The sequence below is a fragment of the Bradyrhizobium sp. genome (genome assembly GCF_035309285.1).
Taxonomy (GTDB): Bacteria; Pseudomonadota; Alphaproteobacteria; order Rhizobiales; family Xanthobacteraceae; genus Bradyrhizobium.
The window spans coordinates 15,452-31,776 of the sequence record NZ_DATGFH010000134.1 but is presented as its reverse complement, the minus strand read 5'-3'; the positions used below and the strand labels follow the sequence as shown (position 1 = coordinate 31,776).

Below are 16,325 nucleotides of genomic sequence, written 5' to 3'. Positions count from 1 at the left end.
GTCTTCCCCTCAGTTGCGGACAAAATCCCATGACCTTTACGCTCCCCCCCCTGCCTTACGCCTATGACGCCCTCGGGCCCCATATGTCGAAGGAAACGCTGGAATTCCACCACGACAAGCACCATCAGGCCTACGTCACCAACGGCAACAACGCGATCAAGGGGACCGAATTCGAAGGCAAGTCCCTCGAGGACATCGTGAAGGGCTCCTACAACAAGAACGCCGCGGTCTTCAACAATGCGGGCCAGCACTTCAACCACATCCACTTCTGGAGCTGGATGAAGCCGAACGGAGGCGGCGGCAAATTGCCGGGCCGGCTCGAGAAGAAGATCAACGAGGATCTTGGCGGGCTCGAGAAATTCAAGACCGATTTCGCCGCCGCCGGCGCCGGCCAGTTCGGCTCCGGCTGGTGCTGGCTCTCGGTCAAGAACGGCAAGCTCGAAATCTCCAAGACCCCGAACGGCGAAAACCCGCTGGTGCACGGCGCGACCCCGGTCCTCGGCTGCGACGTCTGGGAGCATTCCTACTACATCGACTATCGCAATCGCCGTCCGGATTACCTGAAGGCGTTCGTCGATCATCTCATCAACTGGGATTACGTGGACGCTTTGTTCGGCAAGGCGAGCTGATCGTTGCGGTCATTCCGGGGCGGGGCAAAGCACCGAACCCGGAATCTCGAGATTCTCTGGTGCGCGATTGCGCACCAGAGTTCGCGCGGAGCCTGTCAACAGGCCGCGCTTTGCGCGGACCCGTTGGCGCGCCCCGGAATGACGAAAAGAAAAATCAGGGGCGATGTCATCGCCCGGGCACTGTTCGCCTTCCAGCGCTTGCCCTAGTGGGAAATCCCGTTCATGCCGGCCTGCTTCGTCTGGTTCCGGTGCGCGGGTGTCGATCCCGTTCCCTTCCTGGCCGCCACCAACGCCATGGCCATGGGCAAGCCCTAAGGCTTTGAACGCCTTGGCAGATGTAATGTTATAATATAACGTTGGCTCATGGTTCCTGACACCCACCATGACCACGGGCACGCGCATCACCATGCGCATTCCCATAGCCATGGCCCCGCCGCGCCGCATCCGGCGCAGGCGGCGACCTGGTCGATCCTGCGCATGCCGGTGGTCTCCAGGCTCAGCGTCGCGGTTATCGTCGGCGCCGCGCTCTGGGTCGTGGTGTGGCTGGCGATGAGGTGAGGCCCGTGTCCGCGCAACTGCAATTCCGCGACGTTACTCTCGGCTATGACCGCCACCCAGCCGTGCACCATCTCTCGGGTGAGGTCGCGGCCGGCGCACTGCTTGCCGTGGTCGGTCCGAACGGCGCCGGCAAGTCGACGTTGTTTCGCGGCCTCGTCGGTATCCTCAAGCCGCTCTCGGGTTCCATCTCGCTCGGCGGCATCGACGCCCGCGATATCGCTTATCTGCCGCAGACCACCGACATCGACCGCGGCTTTCCGATCACCGTGTTCGATTTCGTCGGCACCGGGCTCTGGCGCGCGACCGGCGTGTTCGGTGGCATCGGCAAGCCCGAGCGCAAGACCATCGGCATGGCGCTCGCCGCCGTCGGTCTCACCGGCTTCGAGAAGCGCATTATCGGTACGCTGTCTGGCGGGCAGATGCAGCGTCTGTTGTTCGCGCGGGTGATGCTGCAGGACGCGCGGCTGATCGTGCTGGACGAACCTTTCAATGCGATCGATAGCCGAACCTCGGCCGATCTGCTCCTCCTCGTCAAGCGCTGGCACGCCGAGGGACGAACGGTGCTGGCAGCGCTCCATGATCTGGAAACGGTGCGCGCGCACTTTCCCGAAACGCTGCTGTTTGCGCGCGGACCTGTGGCGTGGGGGCCGACCGAAGACGTGCTGACACCGGACAATCTTGTGGTTGCGATGCGTATGTGCGAAGCCTTTGACGATTCCGCGGCCGCCTGTGTCGACGACCAACAATCGCGGGCCGCCTGACCGTGCCGCTTACAGACGCGCTGATCACGCCCTTCACCGAGTTCGAGTTCATGCGCCGCGCGCTGGCGGCGGTCATCGCGTTGTCGCTCGGCGGCGCGCCGATCGGCGTATTTTTGATGTTGCGGCGGATGAGCCTCGTCGGCGATGCGATGGCGCATGCGATCCTGCCGGGGGCGGCGATCGGTTTCCTGCTCTACGGGCTCAACCTGCTTGCGATGATCCTTGGCGGGCTCACCGCCGGCTTCCTGGTCGCGATCCTCGCCGGAGTCGTCTCGCGCTCGACCGGGCTGAAGGAGGATGCCTCGCTCGCGACCTTCTATCTCGCTTCGCTCGCGCTTGGCGTGACCATCGTCTCGGTCAAGGGCACCAATATCGACCTCCTGCATGTGCTGTTCGGCAATATCCTCGCGATGGACGACCAGACCCTGCTGGTGGTCGCCTGCAACGCCACCATCACGCTCGTCGTGCTCGCGGTAATTTATCGCCCGTTGGTGATCGAAAGCGTCGATCCGCTGTTCCTGCGCACGGTGAGCCGTGCCGGTACACCGGCGCATCTGGCTTTCCTCGCGCTGGTCGTCATCAACCTTGTCAGCGGCTTTCAGGCGCTTGGCACCCTGCTTGCGGTCGGGTTGATGATCTTGCCGGCGGGCATCGCCAAATTCTGGTCGCGCGACATCTCGGGCATGATCTGTGCCGCCGTGGTGAGTGCGATCATCTCGGGCTATGCCGGACTCGTGCTGTCGTTCCAGACGCGCATTCCTTCCGGCCCTGCGATCATCCTGGTGGCCGCGGTGCTTTACATCGCCTCCGTGCTGTTCGGCAGCGTCGGCGGCGTGGTGCGGCAGCTCTTCCCCGGCCGGCATCTTGAAGCCTGAACCATGCGGCGGCTGTTGCTCATCGCGTTTGTCGCTGCACTCCTGGCAAGCCCGGTGCGCGCGCAAGATCGCGTCAATGTGGTGGCAAGCTTTTCGATCCTCGGCGACTTCGTCAAAAACGTCGGCGGCGACAGGGTCAATATGACGACGCTGGTCGGTCCCAACGGCGACGTGCACGTCTATACGCCGGCGCCATCGGATGCAAAGAAGAACGCCGCCGCAAAGCTCCTCGTCGTCAACGGCCTCGGCCTTGAAGGCTGGCTGCCGCGGTTGGCGCAAGCTGCCGGCAGCAAGGCCACGATCGTTGTGGCCTCGAACGGCATCGCGCCGCTCAAGGTCGGCTCCGAGACTGACCCGCATGCCTGGCAATCCGTTCCGAACGCCAAGATCTATGTTGTCAATATCCGCGACGCGCTGGCCGCGGCTGATCCGGCCGATGCCGAGGTGTTTCGCGCCAATGCCGCGCGCTATCTCGGCGAGCTTGACGTGCTCGACGCGGAGGTGCGGGCGGCGGTTGCGAAAATCCCGCCCGAGCGGCGCAAGGTGATCACGACCCACAAGGCCTTCGGCTATTTTGCCGCCGCCTACGGCATCGCCTTCCTCGCGCTCGTCGGCGTCTCCACGGAAACCGAGCCCTCGGCGCGCGACATCGCGGCCCTGATCCAACAGATCAAGGTCGATAAAATACCGGCGGTATTTCTGGAAAATCTCAGTGACGACCGGCTGATCGGCCGGATCGCGGCCGAGACCGGCGTCAAGGCCGGCGGGACCCTCTATTCGGACAGTCTGACTGACGAAAAGGGGCCTGCCCCCACTTACATTGCCCTCGTCAGGCACAATATAAAGGCCCTGACCAGCGCGCTCGGCAACTAGAGGGCAGGGGCCACCTTGCCCGCCGAGAGTGGCCTGCAAAAATTCCGTTCTGAGGTTGTGATGCCTGAAGCTTCCAAAATTCCCGTGACCGTGCTGACCGGCTATCTCGGCGCCGGCAAGACCACGTTGTTGAACCGGATCCTGTCGGAAAACCACGGCAAGAAATACGCCGTCATCGTCAACGAATTCGGCGAGATCGGCATCGACAACGACCTCATCATCGGAGCCGACGAGGAAGTGTTCGAGATGAACAACGGCTGCGTGTGCTGCACCGTGCGCGGCGACCTCGTGCGCATCATGGAAGGCTTGATGAAGCGCAAGGGCAAGTTCGACGCCATCATCGTCGAGACCACGGGGCTTGCCGATCCGGCGCCAGTGGCGCAGACCTTCTTTGTCGACGAGGATGTGCAGAAGAATGCGCGGCTCGATGCCGTCGTTACCGTGGCCGATGCCAAGTGGCTGGCTGATCGGTTGAAGGACGCGCCGGAGGCCAAGAACCAGATCGCGTTCGCCGACGTCATCGTGCTGAACAAGACTGATCTCGTGTCCAAGGGCGAGCTTGCCGAGGTCGAGGCGCGCATTCGCGGCATCAATCCCTACGCGAAACTGCACCGCACCGAACGCTGCAAGGTCAGGCTGTCGGACGTGCTGGAGCGCGGCGCGTTCGATCTCGACCGTATCCTCGATCTCGAGCCCGATTTCCTCGAGGTCGACGACGATCATGACCACGACCATGACCATCATCATCACGGTCATGATCACGATCATCATCATGATCACGGCCATGGCCTGAAGCACTATCACGACGAGGACATGCAATCCCTGGCGCTCAAGACCGACAAGCCGCTCGATCCGACAAAGTTCATGCCGTGGCTGCAGAATCTGGTGGCGACCGAGGGCCAGAAGATCCTGCGCTCCAAGGGTATCCTCGCCTTCACCGACGATGACGACCGCTATGTCTTCCAGGGTGTGCACATGATGCTGGAGGGCGACCACCAGCGCAAATGGAAGGACGGCGAGCCGCGCGAGAGTAGGCTCATCTTCATCGGCCGCGAATTGCCGGAGCAGGCGATCCGCGACGGTTTTGAGAGCTGCATCACCACGTGATGAGCACGTTCGAGCCGGGCGGCCAGCAGGCCTCCATCGTATCCGTCACCGACCGCGTGCGTCCCGTTAGAATCGGCGCGGCGGTGTCGGCTGTGCATTTCCTTGGCGAGCGCGCCGGCTTCGTCGGTGCCGAGGAGAACATCTCGTTCGTGGATACGGAAGGAGACGTCTCGCGCATCGCCGTGCATGGCGGCGGCATCCTCTGCGCGGTGTCCGACGGCAAGCGCATTGTCACCGGTGGCGATGACGGCAAGGTGGCGGCGATCGATGCCAAGGGTGAGGTCACTCAACTTGCGCAGGATGCGAAGCGGCGCTGGATCGATAATGTCGCCCTTCATACTGACGGCGCGTACGCCTGGTCGGCGGGCAAGATCGCTTACGTGCGCAGCGGCAAGAACGAGGAGAAATTCTTCGAGGTGCCGTCCACCGTCGGCGGACTCGCCTTTGCGCCCAAGGGGCTGCGGCTTGCGATCGCGCATTATGGCGGCGTGACGCTGTGGTTTCCGAACATGGCGGCGAATGCCGAATTTCTGGAATGGGCGGGCTCGCATCTCGGCGTGACCTTCAGCCCCGACAACAAATTCCTGGTCACAGCGATGCACGAGCCGGCGATGCATGGCTGGCGGCTCGCCGATAACCGCCACATGCGGATGTCCGGCTATCCCGGCCGCGTCAAATCGATGTCGTGGAGCGCGGGCGGCAAATTCCTCGCGACCTCGGGTGCCGACATGGTGATCATGTGGCCCTTTGCGAGCAAGGACGGCCCGATGGGCAAGGAGCCGGCGATGCTGGCGCCACTGCAGGCGCGGGTAGCGGTCGTCGCCTGCCATCCGAAGCAGGACATACTCGCCTGCGGTTACAGCGACGGCACCGTGCTGATGGTGCGGCTCGAGGACGGCGCTGAAATCCTGGTGAGGCGTAATGGCACACCACCGGTCGCAGCACTGGCCTGGAACGCCAAGGGCACGCTGCTCGCTTTCGCCGATGAAGAGGGCGACGCGGGCCTGCTTCCGCTTTAAGCGAAGGTTCCGGCAGGAACCATTGCGCCGGGCCAATCGTTCATATCACGGATATGGCGAGTGAACGTGATGTGGTCCGGCGATTCGAAACGCAGCGTCAAAAGCGATTTATGGCTCGCCGCCATTCTATTTGCGGCAGGCGTCGTGACGATCGGCGTCTCGCTGGTCGAGTTGCGGGCGCGGAATCAGGTGGACATGGCGCAGGCCACCGGCACACCGGGCAAGCCGTTGCAGGCGACGCCGGCGCCCACGCCTAACCCCTCGAACACACCCGCCGAGTCGAAGCCCGGCGGCACGCGCCCGACAACACCTGCGCCCGAGCCAGCCCAACCGAATGCGGAAGCGCAAAAGCAAGGCGCCAAGCCGGCGCTCCCGCCTGCGCCCGCCGAAAAGATGGCGCCGCCGATCAGGGAGAAGAAGTAACAGCCCTCGTCATTCCGGGATGCGTGCGGAGCACGCATCCTGGAATCCATAACCACCATCGGGGTTATGGGATTCCGGGTTCGCCGCTTGCGCGGCGCCCCTGAATGACGAGATTTGTGTGACGGCATACCTGCCGGTTTCACCGTCTCGTTCCTGACGCAGTGCCGCCGTATCATGGCGCCTCACACGAGGAAGCGAGGCACCCCATGAAGATCGACGACGTCCGGCGAAACGCCTATTCGATGCCGCTGAACAACCCGGCTTTCCCGCCAGGGCCCTATCGCTTCTACAACCGCGAATATTTCGTCATCACCTACAAGACAGATCCCGAAGCGCTTGCGGCCGTGGTCCCGGAGCCGCTCGAGATCACCGAGTCCGTCGTCAAATACGAGTTCATTCGCATGCCCGATTCCACGGGCTTTGGCGATTACACCGAGACGGGACAGGTGATTCCGGTGCGCTTCAAGGGCGAGGAGGGCGCTTACACGCACGCGATGTATCTCGATGACGAAGGCCCGATCGCCGGCGGCCGCGAGCTCTGGGGTTTTCCGAAGAAGCTGGCGCGGCCGAAGATCGAGGTGGAGAGCGACGTGCTGGTCGGCACGCTGCACTACGGCTCGGTGCTCTGCGCGTCTGCCACCATGGGCTACAAGCACCGCTATGTCGACCACGACATCGTGCTGAAATCGATGAGGGCGCCGAATTTCATTTTGAAGATCATTCCGCATGTCGACGCCACCGCGCGCATCTGCGAGCTGGTGCGCTTCCAGCTCGAGGACATCACGCTGAAGGAAGCCTGGACGGGACCCGCCGCGCTCGGCCTGTTTCCGCACGCGCTCTGCGACGTCGCGCGGTTGCCGGTGCGCGAGGTGGTGTCGGCCTTGCACTTCAAGGCGGATCTGACGCTAGGACTGGGGAGTGTGGTGTTCGATTATATGGCGAGGTGAGGAAGTGGCGGGCCTCACCGGCAACTTCCTCCGGTTCGCGACTACTGTGCGTTGCTTTGCGTTAACAATGCCGCGAAGGCCTGATCGAGCGCGGCATCGGCCTTCGCGAGATTGCCGCGCCGCTCGGCGAGCCAGGCCGTGTCGGCTTCAAGACGCTGCCGGGCCTGCTTGAGCATGCGCTCGGTTTCGGCCGGCTGCGGGCCACCCACGCCCTTGGTGTGCGTCACGATCCATTCAGGCGACATGACATCCCTGAACTCGGCTTCGCTCATCGGGAAAGGCTGTGCGGGCATCTCGAATTTCGCGAGCGTCTTGGCGAACAGGTCGGTCACCACATTGAACGGAATGGTCTTGGGCGTCAGGTTCAGGGGCCGCGCGTAGCCGACCATTTGCGAGGCGAAGCCGTGCCCTACGCGGAACGGAATCTGATGCGCCTGCAACAGCAATTCCGCGAGGTTCATGGTCGACGTCCAGTCGGCTTCCAGCTCTTCCCTGGCGCGCGCCTTGTTGACCACGATCGCGTCGAACACCCGATCGGCTGCGTTGATCATCTTGACGGCATGGGGAAACACGCCGAGATTCTCGAATTCGAATTTGTAGTCGACCATCCCTGATGTGACGTTGTGGGCGCGGATGGACACGGCATCCGAGAGTCCCACGACGTCGGAAGCGGCGATGCGGGCCTGCGTGATCAGGCCCGGATTGCGCTTCTGCGGCATCGCGCTGCTTGTATAGGTCGAGCCTTCCTGCAGCAGCAGCCACGGCCGCACTTCCGCATATTGAGTGTGCAGGTCCTGCATCATTACGCCGATGCGGATGGCGGCCGAGTTGGCGATGCCGGTGGCCTCGAGCTGATTGTCGAACGGGATCACCTGGTTGGCGTCCATCGAGTTCTCGACGATGCCGTCGAAGCCCAGGAGTTGAGCGAGGCGGGCGCGGTTCAATGGCCAGATCGAGTCCGACAGCACGCCGACGCCCATCGGGCTGAGGTTGAGCCGGCGCCAGGCTTCACTGATGCGTTGCTGGTCCCGCTCGAAGGATTCTTCGTAGGCGAGCAGGTAGTGACCATAGGTGATCGGCACTGCCTGCACGCCGTTGGTATATGCGGGCATCAGCGTGTCGAGATTGTCGGCCGCCTTGGCCAGCAGCCTGGCGCGCAGGCCGAGCAGGGCTTCGGCAAAGTCCAGCGTCTGGTCGCGCAGCTTGGCGGCGCGATAGGTCGCATACATGTCCTGACGGCTGCGCCCGGCATGGATGACGGACGCTTCCTCGCCGACCTTATCGGTCATGATCTTCTCGATCTGCAGGACGTCGCTGGGACGCTTGCCGCCCGGCTGCTGGGCCTGGCGAATGGTGTAATCCACGCCCTTGGCGATCAACTGGCCGACTTCCTTGGGAAAGATGCGCTCTTCCACCAGCATGACGGCGGAAGCCTTGTTGATCTTGTTAAGCCAGTAGAACTGGTCCTCGGCGGCATCCACCTTGCTGGTGTGGAGCTGGGCGTCGCCGGGCGCGTTGACGCCGATCTTCGCGGCGGCCTCGTTGCACTCCTGCGTGGTCTTGCAGGGCAACTGCCCGGTATCCGCCGCGAAGGCGCTGGATGCGATCAAGAGGCCGACGCCTCCCGCGATGCAGGCAGGGTAGTTCACGCAAATCCTCCCGGTGCCCCGCGGCACGCTGTCAGCCGGCGATGTGGCCGGGGCGGTTCGTTGGCACCGCCGCCCCTCGCCATAGACCTTTGGCGGCATCAGGGGAAGGACACACGAAAAGAAGAGGTCCGCTCCTCACCGTACCAGCACGTTCCTGAATTGCCAGGGATCGGACGTGTCGATGTCCTCCGGGAACAGGCCGGGGCGGTCGGTCAGCGGCGTCCAGTCGGTATAGAAGCCTTTCACCGGGCCCAAGTAAGGCCGCTGGATCTGAAGGCAGCGGTGAAAATCCATCTCGTCGGCCTCGACGATCCCGGCGGTCGGGTTCTCCAGCGCCCAGACCATGCCGGCGAGCACGGCTGACGACACCTGCATGCCGGTGGCGTTCTGGTAGGGCGCGATCTGGCGCGTCTCCTCGATCGAGAGCTGCGAGCCGTACCAATAGGCGTTCCTGGCATGGCCGTAGACCAGCACGCCCAGTTCGTCGATGCCGTCCTCGATCTCGTTCTCGTCCAGAATGTGCCAGGACGGCTGCATGCGCCCGGTGGCGCCGAACATCTCGTGCAGCGACAGCACGGCGTCGTTGGCCGGGTGATAGGCGTAATGGCAGGTCGGCCGGTAGATCACGTTGCCGCCGTCGCGCACGGTGAAATAGTCGGCGATCGAAATCGACTCGTTGTGGGTGACGAGGAAGCCATATTGCGCGCCGGGCGTCGGGCACCAGGAGCGCACGCGCGTGTTGGCGCCGGGCTGCTGCAGATAGATCGCCGCACCACAGCCATCGGGATGAGTGCGGCCGTTGTCCGGCATCCATGTCTCATGCGTGCCCCAGCCGAGTTCGGCCGGCTGCATGCCCTCGGAGACAAAGCCCTCGACCGACCAGGTGTTGACGAACACGTTGATCGGCTTCGGCCTCTTGGAGCGCTGGGTATCGCGCTCGGCGATATGGATGCCCTTGACGCCGAGCTTCATCGCGAGCTGCCCCCAGCCCTCGCGGCTCTTCGGCTCGTTGATCTTCTGGCCCGTGTCGAGCGCAATGTCGATCAGCGCCTGCTTGACGAACCACGACACCATGCCGGGATTGGCGCCGCAGGTGGAGACCGCGGTGGTGCCGCCTACGCTCTTGTGCTTGGCGGCCAGCAGCGTCTCGCGCAGCGCGTAGTTCGAGCGCTTCTCGGTGCCGATTTTCTTGTCGAAATAGAACCCGGCCCACGGTTCGACGACGGTGTCGATATAGAGCGCGCCGATCTCCCGGCACAGCATCATGATGTCGACCGAGGACGTGTCGACCGAGAGGTTGACGCAAAAGCCCTGGCCGCCGCCCTCGGTGAGCAGCGGAACCAGGAGCTCGCGATAATTGTCCTGGGTCACCGCCTGCTTGATGAAGCGTACGCCGTGCTTCTTCGCAAGCTCGCCCTCCTCATGCGGATCGATGATGACGAAGCGCTTCTTGTCGTACTCGAAATGGCGCTCGATCAGCGGCAGGGTGCCTTTGCCGATCGAGCCGAAGCCGATCATGACAATGGGGCCGGAAATCTTGGCGTGAACGGGCGAGGCGGGGCTCATCGTGTGGATCTCTCCGGAAAAGTGCGGGCGGGCAAAGGCTAAGATCAGGCGGTACGCCGCTTGGCGGTGACTTCGATCTCGATTTTCATCTCGGGCTTGAGAAGACCGGCGACGACCAGAAGGGTTGCGGCGGGACGGATGTCGCCGAGAACTTCGCCACAGACGGCCAGATGCGCATCGGCATCCTTGGCGTCGGTGATGTAGTAGGTCGCGCGGACGATGTCGGTGAGCGCGAAGCCACCTTCCTTCAATGCGGCTTCGATGGTCTTGAAGCAGTTACGTGACTGGCTCGTGACATCGGCCGGCATGGTCATGGTGGCGTAGTCATAGCCGGTGGTTCCGGCCACGAAGGCGAAATCGCCGTCGACGACGGCGCGGCTGTAGCCTGCGGTCTTTTCGAAGGGCGAGCCGGTCGAAATCAGGCGGCGTGGCATTGTCGGACCTCTCGGTTCGTTTGACGCGAGGTTTAAGGGCTTTTTTTCGGCTCGCGCAAGCGGGCCAGGGTGGCTCGGATCAGGGCAGTCGGCGTGTCATGTCGGGCGCGGAGGGCGGTGAACTCCAGCGGCGCACCAGGATGTCGCGCACGATCATCGCCATCATCAGGATCATCACGATCGTAGCAATGGCGTTACGAAAGCGCGGGCGCTCGGCAGCCCGCGCCATCGCTCGCTTCTTCGGCATGGTGGCGGCCCTATGCCACGGCGGCAGCAGTACGCGGCGATTTCTTCGCCCGCGCTACCTTCGGTTTGGGCAGACGGGCGCCAGTCGGCACGATCATGCCCCAGGCACCGTCAAGCGCGCCCGCTACAAGCTCCAGTCCAAGCAGACGCTCGCGCTCGAATGCGCCGGGGAGGTTCAACTCGCCGGTCTTGTCGGCCGAGAAGCCGAAGCGCGTATAATAGGGCGCATCGCCCAGAAGCAGTGCCGCGCGATGGCCACGCGCTCTCGCCGCCGCAAGCGCGTGGTCCATCAGCGCGGCCCCGACCCCCAGCTTGCGGTAGGCGCTGTCTACCGCGAGAGGGCCGAGAAGAAGCGCCGGGATGCCCCCGGCGCCGACGTGCCACAGCCGCACGGTGCCCACGAGGCGTGTGGCGTTTCGGCAATTCCCCCCACCCTCGCGGCAGGCACCGTCTGGGGAATTGCCGAAAGAATCGCCACACGCAGACTTTAAGTCTGCTGTTGTCCTGATCGAATTCGAAGTTCGTTCCCAGCCTGCCGCGAGCAGCGCGAACTTCGAATTCGGGACAACAGCCCCTCGCGTAACGGCCGACAGGGCAAGGCCTTCGGCGGGCGCACGTCCGTCGCGCAGGCGCTGGCAGGTGCGCATATGGCGGTCCTCGCCAAAGCAGGTATCCAGCAGCGCTTCACGCGCGACGATGTCCGAAGCCCGCTCCGCACGGATCGCGAACGGAGCGGCTTTCGAGGTGAGGACAACAGGGGTCTTCCGAACAGCAGTCATGGCACGTCAGTCCTCGCTGGCCACGGCGGGTTGCGCCGTGGAGCGTTGTTCAGGTGTCGCGATTGATCAGGGAGGAAGCCGGCGTGCCGGCTCCCGCTTGACTTAAGCCTCAGAGAGGCGGGATCAGATGTGGTAGGTCTTGAGCGGCGGGATGCCGTTGAAGGCCACCGACGAGTAAGTCGACGTATAGGCCCCGGTCCCCTCGATCAGCACCTTGTCGCCGATCTCGAGCGTCACCGGAAGCGGATACGGCATCTTCTCGTACAGCACATCGGCGGAGTCGCAGGTGGGACCTGCGAGCACGCACGGCGTCATCTCGGCCCCGTCATGCGGGGTGCGGATGGCGTAGCGGATCGACTCGTCCATGGTCTCGGCGAGACCGCTGAACTTGCCGATATCGAGGTACACCCAGCGCACCTCGTCCTCGTCGCTCTTCCTGGAGATCAGGACGACTTCGGACTCGATGATGCCGGCATTGCCGACCATGCCGCGTCCCGGCTCGATGATAGTCTCCGGGATCTGGTTGCCGAAGTGCTTGCGCAGCGCACGGAAGATCGACCGGCCGTACTGCACGACCGGCGGAACGTCCTTCAGGTACTTGGTCGGGAAGCCGCCGCCCATGTTGACCATGGTGAGGTTGATCCCCCGCTCCGCGCAATCGCGGAACACGGTGGAGGCCATCGCCAGCGCGCGGTCCCACGCCTTCACCTTGCGCTGCTGCGAGCCGACATGGAAGGAGATGCCACACGGCTCGAGCCCCCGGCGCTTGGCGAGGTCGAGTACCTCGACCGCCATCTCCGGGTCGCAGCCGAACTTGCGCGACAGCGGCCATTCGGCGCCGGCACAGTCATAGAGGATACGGCAGAACACCTTCGCAGCCGGCGCGGCACGGGCGACCTTCTCGACCTCGGCGGCGCAGTCGACCGCGAATAGCCGAATGCCGAGCGCAAAGGCGCGTGCGATGTCACGCTCCTTCTTGATCGTGTTGCCAAAGGAGATGCGCTCCGGCGTCGCACCTGCGGCCAGCGCCATCTCGATCTCGGCGACGGTTGCGGTGTCGAAGCAGGAGCCCAGCGAGGCGAGCAGCGACAGCACTTCCGGCGCGGGATTTGCCTTCACCGCGTAGAACACGCGGCTGTCGGGCAGCGCCTTGGCGAAGGTCTGATAGTTGTCGCGCACGACTTCGAGGTCGACCACGAGGCACGGCTCGGTGTCCAGGCCCTCGCTGCGGCGGTTGCGCAGGAATTCCCTGATGCGTTCGGTCATAGCACCCTCCAAACGGACCTTTGCGACGGGCCCCGTTCAAAATGTTCCCGGACGTGAGCGCTTTGGCGATGCCGCACGATGGAGACGCGACAAGGCCTCGAACTCGATCCGATTTGTGCTGCCGTGGATTGGTTGGGAATTTTTCCCGCCCGCTCACCTGGCAATGAAGGACAAGCCTTTTCAGTAGCCCGCGCCGGCGTTGGACTGCCGGTAGAGACCAAAAAAGCCCGATCCGTCGTTGCTTTAAGTCGCGTCCCCCGTTGAGAGCGGGGTGCGCCGGTTCGCCTCCGGCTGTCAGTCACGGTTGCAAGGAGTGGAGAGACCTTCAACGGCATCCCTGGAGAGAGATGCTGGCCGCTGTTTCGTCTTCGACGTTTCGTCTCCGACGCGAGCCTTAAGCTCGAAGCGACCCTCGGTTCTTCCAACCCTTGGCGGCTGTCCGGCCTCTTGTCCGGATACCTACCGACTGACACACGACCACAGGCACGTGCGAAATTGGGCAAGGCTGGAAATAATCTTTTTGACTCTGCTTCGCAAGAAATTTTTTAGGCTGAGGACAAATTTCCCTAACAGCTCATTACGCAGCGCGCTTCGAGCATGCGCGCCCGCGACCGAATATGAACGAACGTTAACTCTTTTCAAGACGGTGCGATTGAAGTTGTGCCTGCGGCACAGCGATTTCTTGAATCGCTTCACTCACGCGCGCTTGAAGAAGGGTTCGACGCGCTGAGCCGCGCGGACGAAGGCGATCATCACGAGCACGCCAAGGGCAAACAGCACCGCCTGCAGGATGTGGGCGCCGGTGTCCTCGAGGCCGAGCAGAATAGCCAGCGCCCAGCCGCCGGCAAACGCGGCTCCGAACACTTCGGCGCCGATCAGGATCGCAGCCGAGATGACGGTGACGACGCTGGACCAGACGATCTGGCGGGAAGCGGTCGAGGAGGGCTGTGAGCTCATGGCTTCGTCCTTTATTGAGGGGCGCAATCTCTCCGAAAAGGGGGCCGCCCGCAAGCGTAAAAGCCCCCAAAAAAGGCCCATCGCGTGATATACGAGGCCGCAAGGGAAGCCCTAGAAAATAAGGGAAATTTGATGTCAGAAACCGCTGCAAATGTGGCCTCAAGCGAAGCCAATCCGCTGCTCGTCGCCTGGCAGACGCCGCATCAGACGCCGCCCTTCGCCGAGATCCTCCCCGAGCACTTTATGCCCGCCTTCGAGCGCGCCTTTGCCGATCATTCAGCCGAGGTTGCCGCGATCACCCACGACCCGTCGACGCCCGATTTCGACAACACCATCACGGCGCTGGAGCGCTCGGGCAAGCTGCTCACCAAGGTCTCGGCGGTCTTCTACGACCTGGTGTCGGCCCACTCCAATCCTGCGATCCTCGAGATCGACAAGGAGGTGTCGCTCCGGATGGCGCGGCACTGGAACCCCATCATGATGAACGCGGTGTTGTTCGGCCGCATCGCCCTCCTGCACGAGAACCGTGCGACCATGGGCCTCACCGGCGAGCAGATGCGGCTTCTGGAACGCACCTATACCCGCTTCCACCGCGCCGGCGCCGGCCTCTCCGAGGACGCCAAGAAGCGGATGGCCGAGATCAACGAGCGGCTCGCCCATCTCGGCACCAGCTTCAGCCATCACCTGCTCGGCGATGAGCAGGAATGGTTCATGGAGCTCGGCGAGGGCGACCGCGCCGGGTTGCCCGACAGCTTCATTGCCGCCGCGAAGGCTGCGGCCGAAGAGCGCGGGATGGCCGGCAAGGCGATCGTGACGCTGTCGCGCTCGTCCGTCGAGCCGTTCCTGAAGAGCTCGGTGCGGCGCGACTTGCGCGAGAAGCTCTACAAGGCCTTCATCGCCCGCGGCGACAATGGCAACGCCAATGACAACAACGAGATCATCGTAGAGATCCTGAAGCTGCGCGAGGAGGCCTCAGGGCTGCTCGGCTTTCCGAACTTTGCCGCCTACCGGCTCGAGGATTCCATGGCCAAGACCCCGGATGCGGTTCGGGGCCTTTTGGAGCGGGTCTGGAAGCCGGCGCGGGCCCGCGCGCGCGCCGATCGCGACGAGATGCAGGCGATGATCTCAGCCGAGGGCGGCAACTTCGCACTGGCGCCATGGGACTGGCGCTACTACGCCGAGAAGCTCCGGCTCGAGCGCGCCAATTTCGACGATGCCGCGATCAAGCCTTATCTGGCGCTCGATCGTATGATCGAGGCTGCCTTCGACTGCGCCACCCGCCTGTTCGGCATCACCTTCGCTGAACGCAAGGATATCCCGGTCTGGCACCCTGACGTTCGGGTCTGGGAGGTCAGGGACCGCGAGGGGCGCCACAAGGCGCTGTTCTATGGCGACTACTTCGCCCGGCCCTCCAAGCGTTCGGGCGCCTGGATGACCTCGCTGCGTGACCAGCAGAAGCTGGACATCGAGGTCGCGCCGCTGATCATCAATGTCTGCAATTTCTCCAAGGGCGCGGATGGTCAGCCCGCGCTGCTGTCACCGGACGACGCGCGGACGCTGTTCCACGAATTCGGCCACGGCCTGCACGGCATGCTCTCCAACGTCACTTATCCGTCGCTGTCGGGCACGTCCGTGTTCACCGATTTCGTCGAGCTCCCCTCGCAGCTCTACGAGCACTGGCAGGAGCGGCCGGAGGTGCTGCAGAAATTCGCACGGCATTATCAGACCGGCGAGCCCCTGCCGGAGGATCTGCTGCAGCGCTTCCTCGCCGCACGCAAGTTCAACCAGGGGTTTGCCACCGTTGAGTTCGTCTCTTCCGCCCTGGTCGATCTCGAATTCCATACCCAGCCGGCCTCCGCCTGCCGCGACGTGCGCGCCTTCGAGAAAGCGGAGCTTGAAAAGATCGGCATGCCCGAGGAGATCGCGATGCGTCACCGGCCGACCCAGTTCGGCCATATCTTCTCCGGCGACCACTACGCTGCGGGCTATTACAGCTACATGTGGTCGGAAGTGATGGATGCGGATGCCTTCGGCGCGTTCGAGGAGGCCGGCAATATCTTCGATCCGGCGACCGCCAGGCGCCTGCACGACGACATCTACTCCACCGGCGGCTCGGTCGATCCGGAAGCGGCCTATATCGCCTTCCGAGGCCGCGAGCCCGAGCCCGACGCGCTCTTGCGGCGGCGCGGATTGTTGGAGACGCCGGCGGCCGCGTGAAGCGCTCAAACCTCCCTTG

17 protein-coding genes are annotated in these 16,325 nt (G+C 63.6%); 10 read left to right on the top strand and 7 right to left on the bottom strand.

Annotated features, from left to right (window positions below; all coding sequences use genetic code 11):
- Window positions 1-29: 29 nt before the first annotated feature.
- From VKR55_RS25200 to VKR55_RS25160, 9 genes are all read left to right on the top strand, one after another.
- Window positions 30-629, top strand: a complete 600-nt coding sequence (locus tag VKR55_RS25200) for a superoxide dismutase (protein ID WP_324407613.1) — start codon at window positions 30-32, stop codon at window positions 627-629.
- 363 nt (window positions 630-992) lie between these two features.
- Entirely contained in the window at window positions 993-1,187 is a 195-nt protein-coding gene (locus tag VKR55_RS25195) for a hypothetical protein (RefSeq protein WP_324407612.1), read from the top strand.
- Between the two features lie 5 nt (window positions 1,188-1,192).
- Entirely contained in the window at window positions 1,193-1,948 is a 756-nt protein-coding gene (locus VKR55_RS25190; RefSeq protein WP_324407611.1) for a metal ABC transporter ATP-binding protein, read from the top strand.
- A gap of 50 nt (window positions 1,949-1,998) precedes the next feature.
- The gene (locus VKR55_RS25185; protein WP_324407691.1) at window positions 1,999-2,823 is read left to right on the top strand and encodes a metal ABC transporter permease; all 825 of its coding nucleotides are present in this window, start codon (window positions 1,999-2,001) and stop codon (window positions 2,821-2,823) included.
- Between the two features lie 3 nt (window positions 2,824-2,826).
- The gene (locus VKR55_RS25180) at window positions 2,827-3,696 is read left to right on the top strand and encodes a metal ABC transporter solute-binding protein, Zn/Mn family (protein ID WP_324407610.1); all 870 of its coding nucleotides are present in this window, start codon (window positions 2,827-2,829) and stop codon (window positions 3,694-3,696) included.
- A gap of 60 nt (window positions 3,697-3,756) precedes the next feature.
- Entirely contained in the window at window positions 3,757-4,803 is a 1,047-nt protein-coding gene (locus VKR55_RS25175; RefSeq protein WP_324407608.1) for a CobW family GTP-binding protein, read from the top strand.
- Window positions 4,803-5,822 (top strand): WD40 repeat domain-containing protein, encoded by a 1,020-nt coding sequence (locus VKR55_RS25170; RefSeq protein ID WP_324407606.1) that lies wholly within the window; start codon window positions 4,803-4,805, stop codon window positions 5,820-5,822. The genes VKR55_RS25175 and VKR55_RS25170 overlap by 1 nt, the downstream gene beginning before the upstream one ends.
- Window positions 5,823-5,891: 69 nt before the next feature.
- Window positions 5,892-6,245 carry a hypothetical protein gene (locus VKR55_RS25165; protein ID WP_324407690.1) on the top strand — a complete coding sequence of 118 codons (354 nt, stop codon included), beginning with the start codon at window positions 5,892-5,894 and terminating at the stop codon, window positions 6,243-6,245.
- Between the two features lie 206 nt (window positions 6,246-6,451).
- On the top strand, window positions 6,452-7,192 hold the full coding sequence (locus tag VKR55_RS25160) for an acetoacetate decarboxylase (RefSeq protein WP_324407603.1): 741 nt from the start codon (window positions 6,452-6,454) through the stop codon (window positions 7,190-7,192).
- A 41-nt stretch (window positions 7,193-7,233) separates the two neighbouring features.
- Here VKR55_RS25160 and VKR55_RS25155 read toward each other — a convergent pair whose 3' ends face one another.
- The 7 genes from VKR55_RS25155 to VKR55_RS25125 all read right to left on the bottom strand — a co-directional run bounded on the left by VKR55_RS25155 (window position 7,234) and on the right by VKR55_RS25125 (window position 14,089).
- On the bottom strand, window positions 7,234-8,841 hold the full coding sequence (locus tag VKR55_RS25155; protein WP_324407601.1) for a lyase family protein: 1,608 nt from the start codon (window positions 8,839-8,841) through the stop codon (window positions 7,234-7,236).
- Between the two features lie 135 nt (window positions 8,842-8,976).
- Window positions 8,977-10,407, bottom strand: coding sequence for a homospermidine synthase (locus tag VKR55_RS25150; protein WP_324407599.1), 1,431 nt, complete (start codon window positions 10,405-10,407; stop codon window positions 8,977-8,979).
- Window positions 10,408-10,451: 44 nt separating this feature from the next.
- Window positions 10,452-10,841: a RidA family protein gene (locus VKR55_RS25145; protein ID WP_324407598.1), complete on the bottom strand. Its 390-nt coding sequence runs from the start codon at window positions 10,839-10,841 to the stop codon at window positions 10,452-10,454.
- Window positions 10,842-10,920: 79 nt separating this feature from the next.
- Complete coding sequence (locus tag VKR55_RS25140) at window positions 10,921-11,088, bottom strand: hypothetical protein (RefSeq protein WP_324407597.1); 168 nt, start codon at window positions 11,086-11,088, stop codon at window positions 10,921-10,923.
- Window positions 11,089-11,098: 10 nt separating this feature from the next.
- Window positions 11,099-11,866: a GNAT family N-acetyltransferase gene (locus VKR55_RS25135; protein ID WP_324407595.1), complete on the bottom strand. Its 768-nt coding sequence runs from the start codon at window positions 11,864-11,866 to the stop codon at window positions 11,099-11,101.
- Between the two features lie 123 nt (window positions 11,867-11,989).
- Complete coding sequence (locus VKR55_RS25130; protein ID WP_324407593.1) at window positions 11,990-13,132, bottom strand: type III PLP-dependent enzyme; 1,143 nt, start codon at window positions 13,130-13,132, stop codon at window positions 11,990-11,992.
- A 696-nt stretch (window positions 13,133-13,828) separates the two neighbouring features.
- Window positions 13,829-14,089, bottom strand: coding sequence for a hypothetical protein (locus VKR55_RS25125; RefSeq protein ID WP_324407592.1), 261 nt, complete (start codon window positions 14,087-14,089; stop codon window positions 13,829-13,831).
- Between the two features lie 132 nt (window positions 14,090-14,221).
- On the opposite strand from VKR55_RS25125, the gene VKR55_RS25120 reads away from it, so the two are divergent.
- Window positions 14,222-16,306, top strand: coding sequence for a M3 family metallopeptidase (locus VKR55_RS25120; RefSeq protein WP_324407590.1), 2,085 nt, complete (start codon window positions 14,222-14,224; stop codon window positions 16,304-16,306).
- Window positions 16,307-16,325: the final 19 nt, after the last annotated feature.